Origin of the sequence: Cupriavidus oxalaticus (assembly GCF_004768545.1) — a bacterium.
In the GTDB taxonomy this organism is placed as follows: Bacteria; Pseudomonadota; Gammaproteobacteria; order Burkholderiales; family Burkholderiaceae; genus Cupriavidus; species Cupriavidus oxalaticus_A.
Genome location: NZ_CP038635.1, coordinates 275062 through 293718, shown reverse-complemented (window position 1 = coordinate 293718; position 18657 = coordinate 275062). Strand labels below are relative to the sequence as shown.

The window sequence follows — 18657 nt, the reverse complement described above, 5'->3', positions numbered from 1 at the left end:
TGGGTCACAGGGCATCGCCGCCGGTCTCGCCGGTGCGAATGCGGATGACCTGCTCGATCGGTGCCACGAAGATCTTGCCGTCGCCGATCTTGCCGGTGCGGGCAGATTTCTCGACCGCCTCGATGGCTCGCTCGACCACGTCGTCGGGCACCGCCACCTCGATCTTCACCTTGGGCAGGAAGTCGACGATGTACTCGGCGCCGCGGTACAGCTCGGTATGGCCCTTCTGGCGGCCGAAGCCTTTCACTTCGGTGACGGTGATGCCGGACACGCCCACGTCCGACAGCGCTTCGCGCACTTCGTCGAGCTTGAACGGCTTGATGACTGCGATGATGAGTTTCATCCGGGTTCTCCTTGGGGCAGGCTCGCTTCAGCCTGCCCGGCCTGCAGCGGTGATTAGAAAGTCTTGGTGAGCGAGGCCCAGGCCGCCGCCTTGCCCAGGTAGCGGCCGCGGTTGGCGCTGGTGTACACCGACTCCTTGGCATTGGTGTCGACGTAGGCCACCGCCAGCGAGAAGCCCTTGCCGAGATCCTTGGTCAGGCCGATTTTCCAGTCGGTGTACGACGCGTCGCTGAAGTGCGCCACGCCCTGGTAGCCCACGTGCGCATTCAGCGTCAGGTCCCAGAAGTTCAGCGGCACGTTGGCCGTCAGGTCGACGTAGTAGCTGTTCTTGCTGTCGTTGAAGCCAAACAGGTTGGTCACCGAATGGGAGTACTTCAGGAATACCGGACCCCAGCCGATGCCGGCGTACAGCTCGGTCGTATAGGGACGCGGGTTGTTGTAGCCGCCCGGGTAGTAGTAGGTCAGCACGCCCAGGTCGTAGTTGAATTCGAGGTCGGACACCTTGAAGGTGTTCTTGAAGCCACCGTAGAAATCCATTTCCACCGGTGCCGACACCGAGGGGTTGGCGTCCTCGAGCCAGCTGATGCTCGAGTTCCAGTTGCCCACGTAGAAGCCGCTCGAATGGGCGTAGTCGAAGCCGCCCTGGATGGCCGGGCGCAGGTTGGTCTGGCTGATGCCGCGATAGCGGTAGTCAGAGACCAGCGACACGTTGGCCGTAAAGGTATGCGGCGATGCCGGCTCGGCAGCGGCGGCGGCGGCGGGCGCTGCTGCCGCGTCGGTGCTTTGGGCATACGCGGTGGCGGCGGCGCCGGACAGGACGACCGCGCTGACTGCAAGGGCCAACTTCTTCATGAATTTCTTCTCCTTTTCCCGGGATGGCTCGGATTTCGTTTGTTGGATTTTGGTGAGGCAGGCGCGATCACTACTGCAACTGCCGTGCCAGCCGCTGCGAAATCGGTGAACCGAAACCCCATCCTGGCCGCGCCGGTGACCCAAGCCGCGCTTCAATCTGCCTTGCGACAAAGCCTGATCGGGTGAAAAGGTGTGAAGGCAGGCACGCCGGAGCTTTCCCCCACGTGCCGCACCGGCGATAATTGAGACCTGACGGTGGCAGCGTGCGCCCGCACCAGGGAATTCCGCCCGCATTCAGGGCGCCCAAAACCAGTGCGAAAGCGCGCGATACGCCAGATGCCTACCGGGATTGGCACCAGTTAGGTGCGCAAAGGAGAAACCATGAAACCGACCGATCTCTTCAACGACCTGCAGAACAAGGTCAGCGAGGCGCTGCGCAATTCGCCGGCAAGGGACATCGAGAAGAATGTGCGCAGCATGATGACGCAGGGCTTCGCCCGGCTCGACCTGGTCACCCGCGAGGAATTCGACGTGCAATCGCAGGTGCTGGCCCGTACCCGCGCCCGGCTGGAAGAGCTGGAAGCCCGCGTGGCCGAACTCGAGCGCCGCGCCGGCATCCCGCCCGGCGCCGGTGCGGTGGACTCCACCGGAGGCGCGTGAGACCGCCAGTCCGCGCTGACCACACCAGCCTGCCTGAAGGCCGCCAATCCTGGCGGCCTTTTTCGTTAACGATTCGATGACATGGAGGGCCTGACATGAGTCTTGCCGTCCTGCGCAGCCGCGCGCTGACCGGCATCGCCGCGCCCCCGGTGCGCGTGGAAACGCACCTGGCCAACGGCCTGCCGGTGTTCACCATCGTCGGCCTGGCCGACACCGGCGTGCGCGAGAGCCGCGAGCGCGTGCGCGCCGCCATCCTCAACAGCGGCTACGAATTTCCCAACCGGCGCATCACCGTCAACCTGGCCCCGGCCGACCTGCCCAAGGAATCGGGGCGCTTCGACCTGGCCATCGCGCTGGGCATCCTCGCCGCCAGTGGCCAGATCCCGTCCGAGGCGCTCGACGCCCACGAATTCGCCGCCGAGCTGTCGTTGTCGGGCGAGCTGCGGCCGGTGCGCGGCGCGCTGGCCATGGCGATGTGCCTGGCGCAGGACAACGCCGCATGCCACGCGGCCGGCGCCGCCCCACGCGCTTTCCTGGTGGCCCGCGACAATGGCCCCGAAGCGGCATTGATCGAAGACCTGGCCGTCCACGCCGCAGCCACGCTGCGCGAGGTATGCGAGCACCTCGGTGGCCAGCCGGACGCGCGCCTGCCGCGCGCCGCCCCCGCCGCGCTGCCGAAGTCGAGCGCCAGCGGACCCGACATGCGCGACGTGCGCGGCCAGGCGCAGGCGCGCCGGGCCATGGAAGTCGCCGCCGCGGGACAGCATTCGGCCTTGCTGGTGGGCCCGCCAGGCACTGGCAAGTCGATGCTGGCGCAACGGCTGCCGGGCCTGCTGCCGCCGATGTCGCTGCAGGAGGCGCTGGAATCCGCGGCGGTCATGAGCCTGACGCCGGGCGGCTTCCGCACCGAACTGTGGGGCCGGCGCCCCTGCCGCGCGCCGCACCACACCGCGTCGGGCCCGGCCATGGTCGGCGGCGGCGGCAACCCGCGGCCGGGCGAGATCTCGCTGGCGCACCACGGGGTCCTGTTCCTGGATGAATTGCCCGAATTCGACCGCCGGGTGCTCGAAGTCCTGCGCGAGCCGCTGGAGTCCGGTCGCATCACCATCGCGCGCGCCAATGGGCACGCCGACTTTCCCGCGTGCTTCCAGTTCGTGGCGGCGATGAACCCGTGCCCGTGCGGCTACCTCGGGCATCCCGACCGGCCATGCCGCTGCACCCCCGACCAGGTGCGCCGCTACCAGTCGCGCATTTCCGGGCCGATGCTCGACCGGATCGACCTGCAGATCGAAGTGCCCGCCCAGGACCAGGGCGAGATGCTCGACGGCCCGCCGGGCGAGCCCAGCGCCGCGGTGCGCGAGCGCGTGCTGGCGGCGCGGGCGCTGCAGCTGTCGCGGCAAGGCAAGCCCAACAGCGAACTGGGCGGCCGCGAGATCGAGCAGCACTGCGTGCTGGAGCCGCAGGCACAGGCGCTGCTGCGCGGCGCGATGACGCGGCTGGCGTGGTCGGCGCGCTCGTACTTCCGCGTGCTGAAGGTGGCGCGCACGGTTGCCGACCTCGATCGCGCCGAGGTGCTGACCGCCAGCCACGTGGGCGAGGCGATCCAGTACCGGCGGGCGCTGCGGATGGCCGGCTAGCGCCAGCCGCGGCGAAGCGGCGGGGACAGCCTCGATCCGGACGACCGGCGCGCCGGTCCGCAGTTGGCGGTGGCGGCGGCGGTCAGGCTTCCTCCGACCACTGCACGCCCTCGCGCGCCATGAACGCCGAAGACGCCGCCGGCCCCCAGGTGCCGGCGGTGTAGGGCCGCGGGCCTTCGTCCTGGTGCCGCCAGGCTTCCAGGATCGGATCGACCCAGGTCCACGCGGCCTGCAGCTCGTCGCGTCGCACGAACAGCGCCAGCCGGCCCCGGATCACGTCGAGCAACAGCCGCTCGTAGGCTTCGGCGCGGCGCGTGGTGAAGGCCGAGTCCAGGTTCAGCGCCAGGCTCAGCGGCTTGAGCTTCATGCCTTCGCCCGGCTGCTTGACCATCAGCATCAGCCGCACCGACTCTTCCGGCTGCAGCCGGATCACCATGCGGTTGGCGCGCAGCGTGCTGCCGGGATCGAAGATCGAGTGCGGCACCCCGGCAAACTGGATCACCACCTCGGTCACCCGTTCCTGCATGCGCTTGCCGGTGCGCAGGTAGAACGGCACCTTGTTCCAGCGCCAGGTACCCAGCTCCGCGCGCATCGCGACGAAGGTCTCGGTGCGGCTGTCCGCCGGGATGCCGTCTTCCTGCAGGTAGCCGGGCACCAGCTCGCCGCCGATGGCGCCCGCGGTGTACTGGCCGCGCACCGTGTTGCGGCGCACGTCCTCGGGCGACATCGGGCGCAATGAGCGCAACACCTTGAGCTTCTCGTCGCGCACGGCGTCCGAGTTCAGCGATGCGGGCGGCTCCATGGCCAGGATGCTGACCAGTTGCAGCAGGTGGTTCTGGATCATGTCGCGCATGGCGCCGGCCTCGTCGTAGAAGCCGCCGCGCGAGCCCACGCCGACCGTCTCGGCCACGGTGATCTGCACGCTGCACACGAACGGCGTGCGCCACAGCGGCTCGAAAATCGAATTGCCGAAGCGCAGCGCCATCAGGTTCTGCACCGTCTCCTTGCCGAGGTAGTGGTCGATCCGGTAGGTGCGGTCTTCGCTGAAGTAGCGCGTCACTACCTCGCTGATGGCAATGGCCGAGGCGAGGTCGACCCCCAGCGGCTTCTCCAGCACCAGCCGGGTGTCGTCGGCAATCAGGCCGTGCCCGGCCAGGTTGTCGCAGGTCTGGGCGAACAGGCCCGGCGGCATCGCCATGTAGTAGATGCGCAGCGCTTCGCTGCGCAGCGCCTTCCCCAGCGTCTCGTAGTGGCCGGGCTGCGAGGCATCGACCCGGACGAAGTCGAGCCGCTGCAGGAACGCGCGCCACTTGTCGGGATCGAGGTAGCGCGCATCGACGAACGGCTGCGCGCGCTCGTCGGCAAAACGCGCGAAGGCTGCGGCATCCCATTCATGGCGGCCCACGCCGATGATGCGCGTGCCCTCGGGCAGGTTGCCGTCGCAATGGCACATGTACAGCGAGGGCAGCAGCTTGCGGGCCGACAGGTCGCCGGTGCCGCCGAAGATCACAAGATCCACCGGCCGTGGATCGGGCGTGCCGAAGGAGGAAGCTGAAAACGCGGAACGGGCGGTAGGCATGGCGGGCTCCTTGCTTGCCGGGAACACCGGCGCGATGTGGGTCGGGCAGCGCGAGCCCGGCCGGCACGCGCGGCAAGCCGCATGAACCATGCCAGTGAGCACGCTGGCCCCCACCCCGGCGCAGGCACAGGCGCGGGTCACAGGCGCGGGTCACAGCGCGCCCGGCACGATGCCGCGGCATGGACCGCCATACTTTGCGCCCCCAGCGTGACAGGCGAACCATGCCGGGCGCCGCGCCGCAGCGACGAAAGGGAGGAAGGCCTAAAGCGGCCCCGGCGGGCCGCGGCGATCCCTACGCGCGTTTTCCGATTGGCGTCGCCACCGGCGGCTCGACCGGCGGCGGCACCGGATCTTCTTCCGGCGGCAATGGCAAGTCGGGAGGCACGCCCGGCGGCGACGGTTCTTCCACCGGAGGCACGGTGTGGCGCGGCAGCATGCGCGCGCCGGCGCGGGGAATCGGCGAGGCTGGCATTTGGGGCTCTCCGTGGCCGGGGGGTTCCCCTCATTGAAGCAAACCCCGAGGGTTGGCGCCAGTGCCGGCGCTCAGGCGTGCTGCCGGCGCACGAAGAACAGCGCCGCGCCAACCGCCATCAGCACGCTGCCGAAGAAGCGGTTCTGCCAGCGCACCGCGCGCGCGTTGCGGAACAGGCCCTGCATGCGCGAGGCCAGCAGCGCGTAGCCGTGCATCACCACCAGGTCGACGCAGCACATGGTCAGCGCCAGGATGGCCAGCTGCGGCGCCAGCGGGTGGTTCGGGTCGATAAACTGCGGTAGCACCGCGACCATGAAGATGATGCCCTTGGGATTGGTCACGTTGGTCAGCAGCCCGGTGGCGAAGCGCCGGCGTGGGCTCATCACGGCCACGCGGGCGGGACCCTCGCTGGCGCCTTCGCTGCTTTGCACCTTCGCGCGCCACTGCTGCAAGCCCAGGTAAATCAGATACAGCGCGCCCACGGTCTTCACCACCATGAAGGCCTGCTCCGAGGCCAGCAGCAGCGCGCCCAGCCCGCCGCCGGCCACCAGCAGCACGATTACCAACCCCGTCTGCAGGCCGAAGATCGTGGTGGTGGTCTTGCGCAGGCCATACGACAGGCCGTGGCTCATCGACAGCACCGCCCCCGATCCCGGCGACACCGCAATCACCCAGCACGCCGCGAAATAAGCCAGCCACACTTCCCAACGCATTTCGATTCTCCTAGACGACAACTGCCCGACAACTGCCGCCGCCGCACTGACGCGGCCCGGCGCAAACCCTGTATTCCTGCGGCGTCCTGCGGGACCTCAGAACGGGTGGAAGCCGCCGAGGAACTGCTCCACCTGCTCGGCCTGGCGCTGGTCGCGCGCGGCGTCGCCGGACTCCAGCACCACCGCCTGGTAGGCGCGCGCGCCCACCGCCACCAGCCGCGCGGTCAGCCGCCGCGGCGACTGGTCCTGCGGCGACACGCCGCTGGCCTGCACTTCCACGCCGGCCAGCGGCCGCCCCGGCTTGTCGGCGGTCGTGATCGTGACCGGGCGCGTACGCGCCGGCTCGCCCGACGACGTGCCCAGGTTGGCCAGCAGGCCCGCCTGCATCGCCGCCAGCGCCTCGCGCCGCAGCGCTTCGTCGTCGGCAGGCAGCGTGACCACGCCCACGGCGAATAGCGTGTCGTCGACGCGCGCCGCCTCCATCGTCATCGGCAGCTTGCGGCCGGCGATGGTGACGTCGCGCGCGGCGCTGCTGGGCTTGCCGGGGTAGAGCGCGGCATAGGCGCCCTCGCCGGACTGGATCGTGCGCCAGTCATAGCGGGGCGAACAGGCGCAGAGGGCCAGCGCCGCGCATACGGCGGCGCGGCGCAGCATGGGACTGCGGGCCAGGGCGGCCAGGCTCGACGACTGGGGCGAAAGAGGACGCATGGGGAAGCGTGTGGCGGACAGCGCGCGCAGGCCATGGAGCGGCTCTGGCGGCCGCCGTCGCCTGCGGGCGGAAACCGGTATTATCGCGGAAGTGGCGCCCCGGTGCATGGTGCGCCGCCTGACAGTGTTTCCCGACCGCATGCCTGTTCCCGCCCTGCCCCGCCTCGCCGTACCAGCCCGGTCCGCGCTGCTCCGACTAGCGCAACTGGCGCGACTGGCCGCCTGCACGCTGCTGGCAACGGCCGCCGGCGCGGCGCTGGCCGCGGGCACGGCGCACCTGCCTGCCGCCACCGACCTGGCCGCGCATGGCGCCGAGGCCGCGCAACGTGGCGAGCCGCTGGTGCTGCTGGTGTCTATGCCAGGATGCGGCTATTGCGACGCGGTGCGCCGCAACTACCTCGGCCTGCAGGCCGCCGCCGGCGAGATCGCGGTGCGCGAGCTCGACCTGACCGCCGCCACGCCGCTGCGCGATGCCGACGGCAGCATGACCACCGCGCGCGACTGGGCGCGGGCGCACCAGGTGCGGGTGGCGCCGACGGTGCTGTTCCTCGATCGCCAGGGCCGCGCCGCCGCCAGTCCGCTGCGCGGCATGCAGCCCGATTTCTACGGCGCCTACCTGGAGCAGGCGCTGGACCAGGCACGCGCCGCCATCGCCACACGGCGCTGAACCGCGCGGTGGCGCCGGCATTGCGACAGATTGACGCAAGCAGACCGCGCGCAACACCGCGGCGCCCGCGGCATTAGAATGTGTCGTTGCCCGAAGAGAATTCGCCTTCCTCCGCCTCCCATGACCACTTCCACTTCCGCCAAGTCCTCCCGCAAGCCCTGGCCCATCGTCGCCGCAGTCGTCGTACTGGCGCTGCTGGGCTGGTTCGGCTACCGCGCGCTGGCGCCCTCCAACGCCGCGCCGGCCGCCACGTTCACGCTGCTGTCGGGCGAGAAGGTCAGCACCGCCGACCTGAAGGGCAAGGTCTACCTGGTCAATTTCTGGGCCACCAGCTGCGCCACCTGCGTCAAGGAAATGCCCGACATGGTCAAGACCTACGAGCAGTTCAAGGGCAAGGGGCTGGAGTTCGTCGCCGTGGCGATGAACTATGACCCGCCGATGTACGTGATGAACTACGCCAAGACGCGCGGGCTGCCGTTCAAGGTCGCGATGGATTCGGACGGGTCCGCCGCCAGGGCCTTCGGCAATGTGCAGCTGACGCCGACCACCTTCGTGGTCGACAAGGACGGACGCATCCTCAAGCGTTATGTCGGCGAGCCCGAGTGGGATGCGCTGCACAAGCTGCTGGACGGCGCGCTGGCAAAGTCTGCGTAACGCTGTCACCCGCCGCCGCCCGCAACATTCAGGAAAAGGTGCTCATCGAGCACCTTTTTTATTGGTTCGTGCCCCATCCCGCGCAAAGCGGCTTGCACTGCCGGGCTGTATGGATATACAGTTAGCGCCAGCTTTTTTTGCCCGCCCCATTCCTCTTTCCTGCCTGTGTCACTCGACCTTGCCCCCGCCGCGGACCTCGAATCCGCCCTTGCCCCCGATGCGGCCGACGCAGGCCCCGCCTACCTGTCCAGGCTCAACCCGGAGCAGCGCGCCGCGGTCGAGCACGGCAGCGACGGGCCGCTGCTGATCATCGCCGGCGCGGGCTCGGGCAAGACCAACACGCTGGCGCACCGGGTCGCGCACCTGGTGCTGGGCGGCGCCGATCCGCGCCGCATCCTGCTGCTGACCTTCTCGCGCCGCGCCGCCGCCGAAATGGGCCGGCGCGTCGAGCGCATCGTCGACCAGGCGCTGGGCACGCAGACCGGCGCGGGCCGCGCGGCGCTGCAGTGGTCGGGCACCTTCCACGCCATCGGCGCGCGCCTGCTGCGCGAGTACGCCGAGACGCTGGGCCTGTCGCCCGCCTTCACCATCAGCGACCGCGGCGATGCGGCCGACCTGATGCACGTGGTGCGCCACGACCTGGGCCTGTCCGAGACCGCGAGCCGCTTTCCCAAAAAAGAGACCTGCCTGTCGATCTACTCGCGCGTGGTCAACACGCAGGCGCCGCTGGCGGACGTGCTCAAGCAGCAGTTCCCGCGCTACGCGATGTGGGCCGATGCGCTGCGCACGCTGTTTGCCGGCTATGTCGAGGCCAAGCAGAAGCAGCACGTGCTCGACTACGACGACCTGCTGCTGTACTGGGCGCAGGCCATGGCAGAGCCGGCCATCGCGCAGGACATCGGCGCGCGCTTCGACCACGTCCTGGTCGACGAATACCAGGACACCAACGCACTGCAGGCGTCGATCCTGCTGGCCATGCGGCCCGATGGCCGCGGCCTGACCGTGGTCGGCGACGATGCGCAGTCGATCTACGCGTTCCGCGGTGCGACCGTGCGCAATATCCTCGATTTCCCGCAGCAGTTCACGCCGCCCGCGCAGCAGGTGACGCTGTCGCAGAACTACCGCTCGACGCAGCCGATCCTGCAGGCCGCCAACGCCGTGATCGGACTGGCGGCCGAGCGCTATACCAAGGATCTCTGGTCCGAGCGGCTGTCGGCCGAGAAGCCCGGCATCATCGTCGTCAACGACGAGGCCGACCAGGCGCGCTACGTGGTCGAGCAGGTGCTGGCGCGGCGCGAGGCCGGCCTGGCGCTGATGGCGCAGGCGGTGCTGTTCCGCGCCGCCGACCACAGCGCGCAGGTGGAGATCGAGCTGGCGCGGCGCAATATCCCGTTCGTGAAGTTCGGCGGGCTCAAGTTCCTGGAATCGACGCACGTGAAAGACGTGCTGGCCGTGGTGCGCTGGCTGGAAAACCCGCGCGACCGCATGGCAGGCTTCCGCACGCTGCAGCTGCTGCCGGGCATCGGCCCCAAGACCGCGGCACGTGTGCTCGACGCGCTGGCGCTGGCCACCGAGCCGCTGTTCTCGCTGCAGGAATTCGAGCCGCCGCCGGCCGCTGCCCCCGCGTGGGCCGACCTGCTGACGCTGGCGCGCGCGCTGATGGCGCCGGCCTCGCCGTGGCCGTCGGAGTTCGAGCAGGTGCTGGCCTGGTACACGCCGCACCTCGAACGCCTGCACGACGACGCCGCCGCGCGCCAGGCCGACCTGCAGCAGCTGGAACGCATCGCCGCCACCTACGGCGCGCGCGAGCGCTTCCTGACCGAGCTGACGCTGGACCCGCCCAGTGCGTCGAGCGATGAATCCGGCGTGCCGTCGCGCGACGAGGACTACCTGATCCTGTCGACCATCCACTCGGCCAAGGGGCAGGAGTGGAAGGCAGTATATGTGCTCAATGCCGTCGATGGCTGCATGCCGAGCGACCTGGCGACGGGAACGACCGAAGAGATCGAGGAAGAACGGCGGCTGCTGTATGTGGCGATGACGCGCGCCAAGGACCATCTGGACGTCGTCGTGCCGCAGCGCTTCTACGTGCACCAGCAGGTGGGCTTTGGCGACCGGCATGTGTATGCGTCGCGCACGCGGTTCATCCCGAATCGCGTGATGCCGAATTTCCACAGCCGGGCATGGCCGCCGCCGCCGATGCCGGGCGAGGGGAAGGCAAAGCCGGCGCTGGCGCCGGTGGACCTGGCCAGCCGGATGCGGAATATGTGGCGGTAGTCTCGTCGCGCCGTTTTTCTCCCCTCTCCCGCGCGCGGGATAGGGGAGAAAACAAGCGGCGCGCTAGGGCTGTCGCCGCTTCCGGATCGCAGCGTTACCCCACCTTCTCCAGCAGCAACCCCTTCAGGTACTCCCCTTCCGGGAACGCCGCCAGCATCGGGTGATCGGTGCCGGCCGACAGCCTGCGCAGGATGCGCGCATCCGCCCGCGCATCGGTCATTGCGCCCGCCACGATCTTCTGGAACAGCTCCATGCTGATCGCGCCCGAGCACGAGTACGTGAACAGCAAACCGCCTGGCCGCAGCAGCTGCGTGCCGACCAGGTTGATCTCCTTGTACGCACGCGCGGCACGGTCGATATGCTGCGCCGACGGCGCGAACTTGGGCGGGTCCAGCACGATCAGGTCGAACTGACGCCCTTCGGCGCGGAACTCGCGCAGCGTCTTGAACACGTCAGCGTCGAGCCAGGTCGCGCGCTCCGGATCGAACCCGTTCAGGGTGACGTTGCCCGCGGCAATCTTCAGCGCCTCGCCCGACGAATCGATCGACGTCACCGACTTGGCCCCGCCGCGCAGCGCGGCCAGCGAGAAACCGCCTGTATAGCAGAAGCAGTTCAGCACCTCGCGCCCTTCGGCCAGGTCGCCCACCAGCTTGCGGTTGTCGCGCTGGTCGACGTAGAAGCCGGTCTTGTGACCGTTGCGCACGTCGACGTAATAGCGCACGCCATGCTCGGTCACCGACAGCGCCGGATCGGGCTCCGCGCCGGCCAGCACGCCGGTCACCAGCTCCAGCCCCTCGCGCTGGCGCACGGCGGCGTCGGAGCGTTCATAGACGTTGGGGCAGCCAGTCTCCTTGACCAGCGCCTGCACGATCGCGGTCTTCCAGTGCTCCACGCCGGCCGCATTGAACTGGCACACCAGCTGGCCCGTTTCCCCACTGCCGTAGTAGTCGACGATCAGCCCCGGCAGCCGGTCCGATTCGCCGAAGATCAGGCGCACCGCATCGCTGTCCTTCACCCACTGGCGCCGGTAGGCGATGGCCGCGGCCACGCGGCGCTTGAACAGCGCGTGGTCGACCGGCTCGTTTTCGTCGAAGGTCCACACGCGCGCACGGATCTGCGATTCGGGGCTATAGGCGGCCTTGGCCAGGAAGCGGCCGTCGGCGGCGCGCACGGTCACGGTCGAGCCCGGCTCGCAGCGGCCTTCGGTGGTGGCGATGCCGGTGGCATAGATCCACGGGTGGCGGCGTAGCAGCGATTTTTCCTTGCCGGGTTTCAGGGTGATGGTGTTCATGTCGGTATGGGGAGGATGCGTGCCGCAGCCGCGGTGTTTGGCTCCCTGCGGTGCGGCTCCCCTCTCCCGCCTGCGGGAGAGGGGTTGGGGGAGAGGGCGGGAGTGTCAACAAAGTGACGGGCGTCGGCATTGCCAGCGCCTGCCCTCTCCCCCGGCCCCTCTCCCGCGCGCGGGAGGGGGGAGCAAACAATCAGGAAAGATACGTCAGCGGTTACAGCACCACCTTCACCATCGGATGCGAAGTCAGCGCCCGGTACAGGTCGTCCAGCTGCTCGCGGCTGGTCACCCACACCGTCACGGTGAGTCCGAGATAGTTGCCCTTGCTCGAGGGCCGCATCTCCATCTTGCCCGCATGGAAGTCCGGATCGAACTCCTGCACCAGCGTGACGATGGCCTCGGCAAAGCCGTCCTGCATCGAGCCCATCACCTTGATCGGGAAATGGCTCGGGTATTCGATCAGCGACTGCTCCGGCGGGATATCGCCGGGCTTGTTGCCGCTGCCCTGGTTGTCGGAAGTCATGTCGTTTTCTCCGGCGCGGCCCGGCAAATCTCCAGGCCGCGCGTGCCAATCACTTGCGCTTGAACCACAGGCGGATGGTGTCCCACAGGCGGCCGAAGAAACCGGCCTCGGGCACTTCTTCCAGCGCCACCACGGGGAACTCGGCCACCTTGTTGGCGCCGTCCATCAGCTTGACCATGCCCACCTGCTGGCCCGCCGCGATCGGCGCGATCATCAGTTCCTGGCGCTCCAGCACCGGCTTCAGGCGACCGCCGGTGCCCTTGGGCACGGTGACGAAGGTCTCGTGCTGCACGCCGATCTTGACCGTGCCGGCCTTGCCCTTGTAGATCTCGGGCGTGGCCAGCACCTGCCCCTTGTCGTACAGGCGCAGCGTGTCGAAGAACTGGAAGCCGTAGTTGAGGATCTTCAGGCTTTCCTGCGTGCGCACCTGTTCGGTGGTGGTGCCGATCACGATCGAGATCAGGCGGCGCTGGCCGTTGGGCACGTTGGCCAGCGGACGCTGGGCCGACGAGATCAGGCAATAGCCGGCGGACTTGGTGTGGCCGGTCTTGACGCCGTCCACGGTCGGGTCGATGTACAGCAGGCGGTTGCGGTTGGGCTGCCTGATCTTGTTATAGGTGAACTCCTTCTGCGAGTACATGGCGTAGTACTCGGGGAAGTCCTTGATCAGGTGCGTGGTCAGCGTCGCCAGGTCCACCGCGGTGGTGTAGTGGTTCGGGTCGGGAATGCCGTCGGTGTTGGTGAAGTGGGTGCTCTTCATGCCCATGCGCTGGGCCTCGCGGTTCATCATCGCGACGAAGCCCTCTTCCGAGCCGCCCACTGCCTCGGCCAGCGCCAGCGCGGCGTCGTTGCCCGACTGCACGATCAGGCCCAGCAGCAGGTCCTGCACGCTGACCGGCTTGTTGGGCTCGATGAACATGCGTGACTCGTCGCTTTTGACCTTGAGCACGAGGTTGGTCGGCACCACGGTCTGTTCCAGCGTCAGGCGCTTTTCCTTGAGTGCCTCGAACGCCAGGTAGGCGGTCATCAGCTTGGTCAGCGAGGCCGGCTCGATGCGCTGGTCGGCATTCTGCGAGGCCAGCGCCTGGCCGCTGGTCACGTCATACAGCATCCACGACTTGGCGGCGACCTGCGGCATCGGCACGCCCTGCGCAAGGACGGCGGCGGGCGCGGCGGCCAGCGTGGCCGTGGCGACGGCAGCGACGATGGCGGCGGGTGCAAAGGCGGAGGAAAGGCGCGTCGTGGCTCTATTCAGCATTGTTTCTGTTTCCGACAAGAAAGGGATCGTGCGGGACGGGATGGCGCGGTGACGAAGCTGCGCCGCTCACCGGTCCCACGCGTTGACGACGAGCTGCTTGATCAGGTGCAGCTTGCGGTGAAAGAAATGGTCGGCGCCGGGGATGACGATCACCGGCAGCTCCTGCGGGCGCGCCCAGTCGAATACGCTGGCGAGCGGCACGGTGTCATCCTGCTCGCCGTGTATGACGATGGTGTCGGCGGGCACCTCGGCCACCTGCCAGCGGCTCGCTGCGGTGCCGACCAGCACCAGGCGCTGCGCCGGCGTGCCGGCCTCGGCCAGGCGCCGGGCCACGTGCGTGCTGACAAAGCTGCCGAAGGAGAAGCCGCCCAGCGCCAGCGGCAGCGTCGCGGCCTGCGCCGACCACGCGGTCTGCTCGCGCATCCAGGCGACGACTGCCAGCAGGTCGTCCTGCTCGCCGACGCCATTGTCATGCTCGCCGGCGGTCGCGCCGACGCCGCGGAAGTTGGGGCGCACGGTGGCATAGCCCAGCTGCACGAAAGCGCGCGCCAGCGTCTGCGCGACCTTGTTGTCCTTGGTGCCGCCGAACAGCGGATGCGGGTGGGCAACCAGCGCCAGGCCCCGTGGCTCGCCTTGCGGCAGGTCCACCGAAACGTCGATCGCGCCGACGGGGCCGGCGATGGAAAGTACCTGGGTATGCGCGTTCATAGGACGGTCAGGGCAATCAGGAGGCAATCAGGAGGCGGTCAGGATGGCGCTTCAGGATGGTGATACGCCGGCTGGCTCTACCCGGAAATCCCGGGGCAAGAAATGAAAAAACCGTCCGGCGTGCGGGCGGCGGGGTCTGGCATCGGCGCTGCGGCATCGGCAGCGCCTTGGGCTTCGTTCCCGTTCAGCGGTCCACCATCAGCCGCTCGACCGGCTTGCCGTTGAGCAGGTGGCTGTCGATGATTTCATCGATGTCGTGCTCGTCCACATACGTGTACCAAATTGCCTCGGGGTAGACCACCAGCACCGGCCCGAGTTCACACCGGTTCAGGCAGCCCGCCTTGTTGATGCGCACGCGGCCTTCGCCGCCGGCGATGCCGAGTTCCTTGCAGCGCCTCTTGGCGTATTCCTGCATGGCCTTGGCGTTGAAATTGGCGCAGCAGTTCTCGCCGGCCTCGCGCTGGTTCAGGCAGAAGAAGACGTGGTGCTGGTAGTAGCTGCTCATGCGATGCGGTGACAAGGAGGGCGGGCCCGCGCGGCGGCACGACCGCGGGACGTTGAACGGAAGCTCGGAATTATACGGCGTCACGGCGGCACGCCCGCGCCTTCCGGCACCCGCGCAACGCCATTGACCGCGCATGCCGGCCGCGCAGGTGGCGCCTCGGCCACCTTTGCCCGCGCCGGCATTCCGAATCCCCGGAAGCCGGGATTCCGGATTTCCGGAATCCCGGAGGCCCCGCGTCTTGGCAAGACCCGCGTTTCCTTGTGAATCAATCACTTAACGATACCGGTTGGACTGGCATGCCGGTTGCAAATTCCCGTCCCTGAACGCGCCGCAACCGTGACGGCGCGCGCCCGCGGCGCCATCGCCCCGGGTACGGTCAACACCGAGGACGACACCATGAAGAAACCCTTCTACAAGATCCTGTATGTGCAGGTGCTGTTCGCCATCCTGGTCGGCATCCTGCTGGGCCACTACTGGCCCGATACGGGCGTGGCCATGAAGCCGCTGGGCGATGGCTTCATCAAGCTGATCAAGATGATCATCGGCCCGATCATCTTCTGTACCGTGGTGACCGGCATGGCCGGCATGAGCGACATGAAGAAGGTCGGCCGCGTCGGCGGCAAGGCGCTGCTCTACTTTGAAGTGGTGTCGACCTTCGCGCTGCTGATCGGCCTGGGCGCCGCGCACCTGCTCAAGCCGGGCGTGGGCTTCAACATCGACCCGTCGACGCTGGACACCAAGGCGATCGCGCAATACGTGTCGAAGGCGCACGGCCAGAGCACGGTCGAGTTCTTCATGCACATCATCCCGGAAACGGTCTTCAGCGCCTTCGCCAACGGCGACATCCTGCAGATCCTGCTGGTGTCGCTGTTCTTCGGCGCCGCGCTGGCCACGCTCGGCGAACGCGCCCGCTTCGTGGTGCAGCTGATCGAGCAGGTCTCCAAGGTGTTCTTCCACATCGTGCACGTGATCACCAAGGTGGCCCCGATCGGCGCCTTCGGCGCGATGGCGTTCACCATCGGCAAGTACGGCCTGGGTTCGCTGGTGCCGCTGCTCAAGCTGATCGGCACCTTCTACTTCACGGCCATCATCTTCGTGCTGGTGGTGCTGGGCACGATCGCGCGCATGACCGGCTTCAGCATCGTGCGCTTTATCTCGTACATCAAGGAAGAGCTGCTGATCGTGCTTGGCACCAGCTCGTCCGAGGCCGCGCTGCCGCACATGATGGAGAAGCTGGAGAAGCTGGGCTGCTCCAAGTCGGTGGTGGGCCTGGTGGTGCCTACCGGCTATTCGTTCAACCTGGACGGCACCAACATCTACATGACGATGGCGGTGATCTTCATCGCGCAGGCGACCGGCATCGAACTGACGTGGATGCAGCAGCTGACCATCCTGGCGGTGGCGATGATCACCTCCAAGGGCGCCAGCGGCGTGACCGGATCGGGCTTCATCACGCTGGCCGCGACGCTGGCGGTGGTGCCGACCATCCCGGTGGCCGGCATGGTGCTGATCCTGGGCATCGACCGCTTCATGAGCGAGTGCCGCGCGCTGACCAACATCATCGGCAACGGCGTGGCCACGGTGGTGGTGTCGGCGTGGGAACGCGAGCTTGACCGCAAGCGCCTGGCGCAGGTGCTGCAGGGCGGCGGCGATGCCGGCGATCTGGCCCAGGCCGGCCAGGGCGCCCGCTAAGTACACCGCTGCGCGGGCGGCTGCATCGGCGTCTGCCCCGGCCGCCCGCCAGCGGGTATCATCGGCACGACAGCCCTTGCGCGCGCCGATGCCCCATTCCGACGATTTCCTAGCCGTGCATGATCCTGCCGCCACCCGCGCGGTGCATGCGCCGGACACCGGCAGCAGCCGGTGGTGGGTCTTCGCCGCCGCACTGGCGGCCGGGCTGCTGCTGTTGTGCGGGCTGACCTGGCTGGTGTCGTTCCAGCGCGGCCTGGCCGCGCTGCAGCAGAGCACCGCGACGCGTGCCGACCGCTACGCCGCCACCCTCGAAAGCACCCTCGACCGCTACGAATTCCTGCCCGCGCTGGTGTCGCTGCACCCCTTCGTGCGCGGGCTGCTCGAATCCCCAAACGACCCGACGCGCGTCGCCGCCGCCAACCAGTACCTGGAAGAGGTCAACCGGCGCGCACATGCTTCGGCCACGTACGTGATCGCGGCCAACGGCATCGCGCTGGCCGCCAGCAACCATGGCCAGCCCGGCAGCTTCGTCGGCACCGACTACCGCTTCCGTCCCTACTTCCAGATCGCCGCGGGCGGCAGGATGGGCCGCTTCTACGCCATCGGCATCACCAGCGACGAACCCGGCTATTACCTCGCGCAACCGGTGGAATCCAATGGCAAGGTCGTCGGCGTCACCGTGGTCAAGCTCAACCTGGAGTGGTTCCAGCGTGCCGGCAGCGGCGCCGAGCCGCTGATGGTCAGCGACGACCACGGCGTGATCTTCCTGTCATCGGTGCCGGCCTGGCAGTACCGCACGCTGCAACCGCTGCCGCCGGCATTGCAGGCCGAGATGGAAAACACGCGCCAGTACCACGGCCGCGCCGTCACGCCGCTGCCGCTGGAGCCGCTCGACTCGCTCGTCACGCGCTGGCTCGCGCAGACCACGCTGGGCGCCAACGCGCGGCTGGTGCGCGTGCGTGACGACTCGCCCGCCGCCCGCACCACTTTTACCCCCGACGCCACCGCGCGCGCCGACCGCTACCTCGAACTGGGCCGCACCGTGGGCCCGGCCGACTGGACCATGCAGGTGATGGCGCCGCTGGAGCCGGTGCTGGCCAACGCGCGCAACGCCACCGTGGCCGCGGCGCTGGCCTATGCCTGCATCTGCCTGCTGCTGGTCAACTGGCGCCAGCGCCGCCAGCGCGCGCGCGACGTGCAGTACAGCCGCCGGCTGCTGGAAGCGGCCTACGACGAACTGGAGCGCCGCGTGGAAGCGCGTACCGCCGACCTGATGGCGATCAACGAGAAGCTCGAGGAACAGGTTGCCGAGCGCACCCGCGCCGAAAGCGAGCTGCGCGCGGCGCAGGACGAACTGGTGCAAGCCAGCAAGCTGGCCGCGCTGGGACAGATGGCGGCCGGCATCACGCACGAGCTGAACCAGCCGCTGGCGGCGCTGCGCACCTTCTCGGACAACACCCGCGTGCTGCTGGAGCGCGGCCAGCTGGCCGCGGCAGAAGGCAACCTGGCTGCCATCGCCGACCTGACCGAGCGCATGGGCAAGATCACCAGCCAGCTCAAGCTGTTCGCCGGCAAGGCGCGCCCGGTGCGGCGGCCGGTGGTGGTGCGCACGGCGCTCGACCACGTGCTGGCGCTGCTGGCGCCGCGGCTGGGTGCGGTGAAGGTCAACGTGGCCGGCCTCGACGAACAGCCCGGCCTGTCCGTGCGTGCCGACGAACTCAAGCTTGAGCAGGTGCTGCTGAACCTGATCGGCAATGCGCTCGACGCCATCGCCTCGGCGGCGCCCGCGCAAGGCCGCATCGACATCGAGGTGCAGACCAATGCCGGCACCAACGGCGGCACCAACAGCGGCACCATCACCCTCGCCGTGCGCGACAACGGCACCGGCATCGCGCCGGAAGCGCTGCCGCGCCTGTTCGAGCCCTTCTTCACCACCAAGGAAACCGGGCAGGGCCTGGGGCTGGGGCTGGCGATCTCGTCATCGATCGTGCGCGAGTTCGGCGGCCAGCTCAGCGTGGCCAACATGCCCGGCGGCGGCGCGCAATTCACGCTGGTGCTGGCAGGCGCGCCGGCCAGCTCCGGCGCGAACGAGGCGCTGCCGGTTTCCACTCCCCAATGAGCA

General features: G+C 68.5%; 18 protein-coding genes. 7 read left to right on the top strand and 11 right to left on the bottom strand.

Annotated elements, in window-relative coordinates; translation table 11 throughout:
* Positions 1-4: 4 nt before the first annotated feature.
* Entirely contained in the window at positions 5-343 is a 339-nt protein-coding gene (locus tag E0W60_RS12160) for a P-II family nitrogen regulator (RefSeq protein ID WP_010814843.1), read from the bottom strand.
* A gap of 53 nt (positions 344-396) precedes the next feature.
* Positions 397-1194: a TorF family putative porin gene (locus tag E0W60_RS12155; RefSeq protein ID WP_135704320.1), complete on the bottom strand. Its 798-nt coding sequence runs from the start codon at positions 1192-1194 to the stop codon at positions 397-399.
* A 381-nt stretch (positions 1195-1575) separates the two neighbouring features.
* Between E0W60_RS12155 and E0W60_RS12150 the strand changes: the two genes are divergently transcribed.
* Both E0W60_RS12150 and E0W60_RS12145 read left to right on the top strand, forming a co-directional pair.
* On the top strand, positions 1576-1854 hold the full coding sequence (locus tag E0W60_RS12150; RefSeq protein WP_133093584.1) for an accessory factor UbiK family protein: 279 nt from the start codon (positions 1576-1578) through the stop codon (positions 1852-1854).
* A 95-nt stretch (positions 1855-1949) separates the two neighbouring features.
* Entirely contained in the window at positions 1950-3491 is a 1542-nt protein-coding gene (locus E0W60_RS12145; RefSeq protein ID WP_135704318.1) for a YifB family Mg chelatase-like AAA ATPase, read from the top strand.
* A gap of 82 nt (positions 3492-3573) precedes the next feature.
* Here the strand turns inward: E0W60_RS12145 and zwf are convergent, their stop codons facing one another.
* The 4 genes from zwf to E0W60_RS12125 form a co-directional block, all read right to left on the bottom strand.
* Positions 3574-5070, bottom strand: coding sequence for a glucose-6-phosphate dehydrogenase (gene zwf, locus E0W60_RS12140; RefSeq protein ID WP_135704316.1), 1497 nt, complete (start codon positions 5068-5070; stop codon positions 3574-3576).
* Positions 5071-5362: 292 nt separating this feature from the next.
* Positions 5363-5542, bottom strand: coding sequence for a hypothetical protein (locus E0W60_RS12135; RefSeq protein WP_133093581.1), 180 nt, complete (start codon positions 5540-5542; stop codon positions 5363-5365).
* Between the two features lie 71 nt (positions 5543-5613).
* The gene (locus E0W60_RS12130; RefSeq protein ID WP_063236625.1) at positions 5614-6255 is read right to left on the bottom strand and encodes a LysE family transporter; all 642 of its coding nucleotides are present in this window, start codon (positions 6253-6255) and stop codon (positions 5614-5616) included.
* 96 nt (positions 6256-6351) lie between these two features.
* On the bottom strand, positions 6352-6963 hold the full coding sequence (locus E0W60_RS12125; RefSeq protein WP_135704314.1) for a hypothetical protein: 612 nt from the start codon (positions 6961-6963) through the stop codon (positions 6352-6354).
* 139 nt (positions 6964-7102) lie between these two features.
* Here E0W60_RS12125 and E0W60_RS12120 point away from each other — a divergent pair, with 139 nt between their 5' ends.
* From E0W60_RS12120 to E0W60_RS12110, 3 genes are all read left to right on the top strand, one after another.
* Positions 7103-7630 carry a thioredoxin fold domain-containing protein gene (locus E0W60_RS12120; protein WP_135706202.1) on the top strand — a complete coding sequence of 176 codons (528 nt, stop codon included), beginning with the start codon at positions 7103-7105 and terminating at the stop codon, positions 7628-7630.
* Positions 7631-7750: 120 nt separating this feature from the next.
* Complete coding sequence (locus tag E0W60_RS12115) at positions 7751-8284, top strand: TlpA disulfide reductase family protein (RefSeq protein ID WP_133093579.1); 534 nt, start codon at positions 7751-7753, stop codon at positions 8282-8284.
* 165 nt (positions 8285-8449) lie between these two features.
* Positions 8450-10561, top strand: coding sequence for an ATP-dependent helicase (locus E0W60_RS12110; RefSeq protein WP_135704312.1), 2112 nt, complete (start codon positions 8450-8452; stop codon positions 10559-10561).
* 94 nt (positions 10562-10655) lie between these two features.
* On the opposite strand, the gene E0W60_RS12105 is transcribed toward E0W60_RS12110, so the two are convergent.
* From E0W60_RS12105 to E0W60_RS12085, 5 genes are all read right to left on the bottom strand, one after another.
* Positions 10656-11852 carry a class I SAM-dependent rRNA methyltransferase gene (locus E0W60_RS12105; RefSeq protein WP_135704310.1) on the bottom strand — a complete coding sequence of 399 codons (1197 nt, stop codon included), beginning with the start codon at positions 11850-11852 and terminating at the stop codon, positions 10656-10658.
* A gap of 211 nt (positions 11853-12063) precedes the next feature.
* A complete protein-coding gene (locus E0W60_RS12100; RefSeq protein WP_133093576.1) occupies positions 12064-12372 on the bottom strand; it encodes an HP0495 family protein in 309 nt (102 codons plus the stop codon).
* A gap of 49 nt (positions 12373-12421) precedes the next feature.
* Positions 12422-13630, bottom strand: a complete 1209-nt coding sequence (locus tag E0W60_RS12095) for a D-alanyl-D-alanine carboxypeptidase family protein (protein ID WP_133093575.1) — start codon at positions 13628-13630, stop codon at positions 12422-12424.
* 66 nt (positions 13631-13696) lie between these two features.
* Complete coding sequence (locus E0W60_RS12090) at positions 13697-14338, bottom strand: alpha/beta hydrolase (RefSeq protein WP_133093574.1); 642 nt, start codon at positions 14336-14338, stop codon at positions 13697-13699.
* A gap of 184 nt (positions 14339-14522) precedes the next feature.
* Complete coding sequence (locus tag E0W60_RS12085) at positions 14523-14843, bottom strand: (2Fe-2S) ferredoxin domain-containing protein (RefSeq protein ID WP_135704308.1); 321 nt, start codon at positions 14841-14843, stop codon at positions 14523-14525.
* A gap of 396 nt (positions 14844-15239) precedes the next feature.
* On the opposite strand from E0W60_RS12085, the gene E0W60_RS12080 reads away from it, so the two are divergent.
* The gene (locus tag E0W60_RS12080) at positions 15240-16535 is read left to right on the top strand and encodes a dicarboxylate/amino acid:cation symporter (RefSeq protein WP_133094194.1); all 1296 of its coding nucleotides are present in this window, start codon (positions 15240-15242) and stop codon (positions 16533-16535) included.
* Positions 16536-16623: 88 nt separating this feature from the next.
* Positions 16624-18654 (top strand): sensor histidine kinase, encoded by a 2031-nt coding sequence (locus E0W60_RS12075; protein WP_133093572.1) that lies wholly within the window; start codon positions 16624-16626, stop codon positions 18652-18654.
* Positions 18655-18657: the final 3 nt, after the last annotated feature.